The sequence below is a fragment of the Hyphomonas sp. genome (assembly GCF_037969335.1).
Lineage (GTDB): Bacteria > Pseudomonadota > Alphaproteobacteria > Caulobacterales > Hyphomonadaceae > Hyphomonas.
The window spans coordinates 1-3,299 of sequence record NZ_JBBKXE010000018.1 but is presented as its reverse complement, the minus strand read 5'-3'; the positions used below and the strand labels follow the sequence as shown (position 1 = coordinate 3,299).

At 61.6% G+C, this 3,299-nt stretch carries 4 protein-coding genes and 1 tRNA gene; 3 read left to right on the top strand and 2 right to left on the bottom strand.

Annotated elements, in window-relative coordinates; all coding sequences use genetic code 11:
- Positions 1-140: 140 nt before the first annotated feature.
- A tRNA-Gly gene (locus tag AADA04_RS01170) sits at positions 141-215 on the bottom strand.
- Positions 216-417: 202 nt separating this feature from the next.
- Positions 418-882, bottom strand: coding sequence for a helix-turn-helix domain-containing protein (locus tag AADA04_RS01165; protein WP_340691396.1), 465 nt, complete (start codon positions 880-882; stop codon positions 418-420).
- Positions 883-1,024: 142 nt separating this feature from the next.
- On the opposite strand from AADA04_RS01165, the gene AADA04_RS01160 reads away from it, so the two are divergent.
- The 3 genes from AADA04_RS01160 to AADA04_RS01150 form a co-directional block, all read left to right on the top strand.
- Complete coding sequence (locus tag AADA04_RS01160; protein ID WP_340691395.1) at positions 1,025-2,092, top strand: esterase-like activity of phytase family protein; 1,068 nt, start codon at positions 1,025-1,027, stop codon at positions 2,090-2,092.
- A 257-nt stretch (positions 2,093-2,349) separates the two neighbouring features.
- Positions 2,350-2,976 carry a 5-formyltetrahydrofolate cyclo-ligase gene (locus AADA04_RS01155; protein ID WP_340691394.1) on the top strand — a complete coding sequence of 209 codons (627 nt, stop codon included), beginning with the start codon at positions 2,350-2,352 and terminating at the stop codon, positions 2,974-2,976.
- Positions 2,977-3,063: 87 nt separating this feature from the next.
- Positions 3,064-3,299, top strand: a 236-nt coding sequence (locus tag AADA04_RS01150) for a hypothetical protein (protein ID WP_340691393.1), incomplete at its 3' end; no start/stop codon positions are given.

The window sequence follows — 3,299 nt, the reverse complement described above, 5'->3', positions numbered from 1 at the left end:
CGCCCGCGCCATGGACAAAAACTAGCCCATTTTCAGTGCAAAAACTAGCCCAAAAATGACCCCCGGACGATTCGAACAGAAGCCAAAAGGGATAAATCCCTTTGAAAACAGTGAGTTATTTGGGTTGGAAAATTTTATTCTGGAGCGGGCGAAGAGATTCGAACTCTCGACCCCAACCTTGGCAAGGTTGTGCTCTACCACTGAGCTACGCCCGCATCCTGAATTGGTACTCGGCAGGAACCCCCGCCGAGAGGCGTGATAAAGCGCATCAGGCTTGTGTTTGCAAGCGCTTAGTTCGGGCCTGCTGCACAATTTGCGGACTGCGGGACCGATGCTCCATGATCTTCAGCCAATGCAGGCGTTTCGCCCGGTCGCGTTCGCCCGTTCTCGACCAGGCTGACCCAATTAAGCGTCGAATCAGCCCCGGATAACCGTGCGAATCTGGTCTGGACGCACTTCGCGCCCCTCGGCATCGACAAATGCCGCCCGGATCGCACTTTTCGTGCCTGCCTTGGTGAAACTGATTGGCGGCGTTTCGCCCTCGGCCAGCCAGGCATCGCCCCACTGGGTCAGCCCGATCAGGATCGGGCGCAATGACAGGCCCATCGCCGACAGACGGTATTCGGGCCGGGCGCGCTTTCCGGGCGCCTTATAGGTCCGCTTGACAAGCAGGCCGGCGTCCACGAGCGACTTCAACCGGCCGGACAGCTCGGTGCGCGGGCATTTCAGCTCGGCTTGGAAGTCATCGAACCGGCGCACGCCATAAAGCGCCGCGCGCAAGATCAGCAGCGTCCACCTGTCTCCCACCACCTCAATGGCGCTGGCAAGGTTGCAGGTGTCCGGTGGAATCGGCGACCGGCGGGCGAGAGGAATCTGCGTCATCCCGACTCTCATGTATGGGTTCGCTTTCGAAATCCAGAGCCCCTTTGACCGTTGCGCGCATTTCACCGGTTTCGCCTTGTATTTGCCGCCTTCCGATGGGAGAGGCAGGCACAATCGCAGATCAATTGATTCAGGCCCTCGCATGAACAAGTCAGTGCTCATCGCTTCGCTCCTCTTGGGCCTCGCCGCCTGCTCGGCCCCTGAACCCGTTGCACCCGTCACAGTTGCGCCGACGAGCGCCTCAGCCCTCTGGAGTTTTGAAACCTCCGCGCGCGCATTGCGGGCTGAATCCTGTCCGCCGGGAACACCTGACCTGTCGCCGCTGGCCATCGAGATCACAGCAGCCCCGGTCGCGCTTGACGAATCGCGCGCGAATGCGTCCCTGCCCGCATCCGTCACCTTCGCCCATGGCTGGAGCCTGACCTCGGGCAACGAAAACTTTGGCGGATTGTCCGGCCTGGAAACACTGCCCGACGGCAACCTCCTCACCGTGTCCGACGTGGGAACCTTTGTCTGGATCGGGCTCTCGGACAGCGCACCGGACGGCACAGGCAAGCTGGCCTATATGCTCGGCCAGGATGGTAAGCAGCTCTCCGGCAAGACGCAGGGAGACGCCGAAGGCCTGGCTGTTCGCGACGGGCTCGCCCTTGTCAGTTTCGAACGCGACCACCGGATCGAGGCCTTTGACCTCGGCGACTGCGGCGCTGACGCCCGAGCGGCCCGTGTCGCGGGCCTGCCCTTTGACGTATCCGGCAAGACAATCGGCGAGAACCAGGGCGCTGAAGCGCTTTCGATCCTGCCCGCTGGCACGCTCAAATTCGGACTGGAAAGCCTCTTCAGAGGCCCGTCCCCTCTCGGAATCGTCCTCGCCAATGGAGACGGCGTGCTCACAGGCGAAATGGCGGCCAATCCCGGCGGCTATTCGCTCGTCGGCCTCGACGAGGCGGTCGACGCATCCGGCACGCCGGTCACGGTCACCTTGTATCGCAGCTATGACCCTATTCGCGGAAACCGGAATATCGTCACCTGGTCGACGTCCGATCTGCAGATCGAACTGAAACGTCCCATGCTGGTCGACAATTTCGAAGGCGTGGCTGCAGAATTCATCGATGCCGACACGCTGCGCATCTGGCTGATTTCCGACAATAATTTTTCGGCCCGCCAGCAAACACTCCTCTACGCGTTCGATGTCGACACAGGCGCGGAATAAACGCTCTTACATTCTTTACGGTTGAAGCCTACATCTGACTCTGCACAAGGGCTGCGGCGCCCGCAATGGGACTGAACTCCGGCGACCTTACTTTCCGTCAGGGAGCTGGCATTCTGGTTCGGACCCTGGTCCGGGCTCACCCGGCGCCCACCTAGTCTCTAGGTTGACGGGAGTGAATATGCCCAGCGACGTCTGCGGTTCTTGTGCGCTATCATTGGGGCGTGACGCCAGCGCAGACGCGCGTTAAGGCTCAGGCCATGTCCAAGACACCTGACAAGATACAGCTTCGCCACCGCATGCGCACGCTTCGCGCCGAAGCGGCTGCCCGCGATCCGGACGCGGCTGAAAAGCTGGCCGACCTGTTCCCCATGAAACTTCTGGAACGCTACGGCCCCGTCGTGGCGGGCTATGTCCCGATCAACGAGGAAATTGATCCGACCCCGCTCATGCAGCGCCTCAGCCGCGCCGGGGCCGAACTGTGCCTGCCCCGCGTGGAAGATGATGGCCGCATGACCTGGCGCATGTGGTCGCTCGGCGAACCACTAGAGCGCCGCCCGTTTGGCCTGTCCGAGCCGGGCCTCGATGCGCCTGAAGCCAGCCCGACCCTCATCCTGACACCGCTCCTGGCGTTTGATGCCATGGGCAATCGCCTCGGCTACGGCAAAGGCCACTATGACCGCGCCATCCAAGACCTGCGCGCCGCAGGACGTGCCTTCGCCTGCGCCGTGGCCTATCCTGCCCAACAGATTGATGCCGTCCCGGCCGAACCACACGACCAGCCGCTCGACTGGGCGGTCACGCCGATCGGGTCGGTCCCGCTCTTCATGATGCGCAACATGAAAGCCATGAATGCGACGGGTGGCGACGGGCCTGACGCCGCCTGATCAGCGCCGCATGGGTTGTTGATTGGTCAACTTGGCGCAAGTCTTGCTCAATTAGGGTATCGTTAACCTTTATTGTGCGTGTCGAAATTGCTGAATACCCAACCAAAACCTGCCACTGCCCATACAACCACAGGCGATGACGCGCTCATCGTGTCCTGCCTCATCGCGCTGTGCAGTTTTGGGATTTTCATGCTGAGCGATTTCGACCGGCAGAAACCGGCCGGGAGCGTGATAACGGCTGCCATCGAAACGACGGTGCCGGATGCCCTGACTGAGAGCCAACCAGTTGCGCCCCCGGCCCAGCCTTCTCTTCCCGCGCCTGC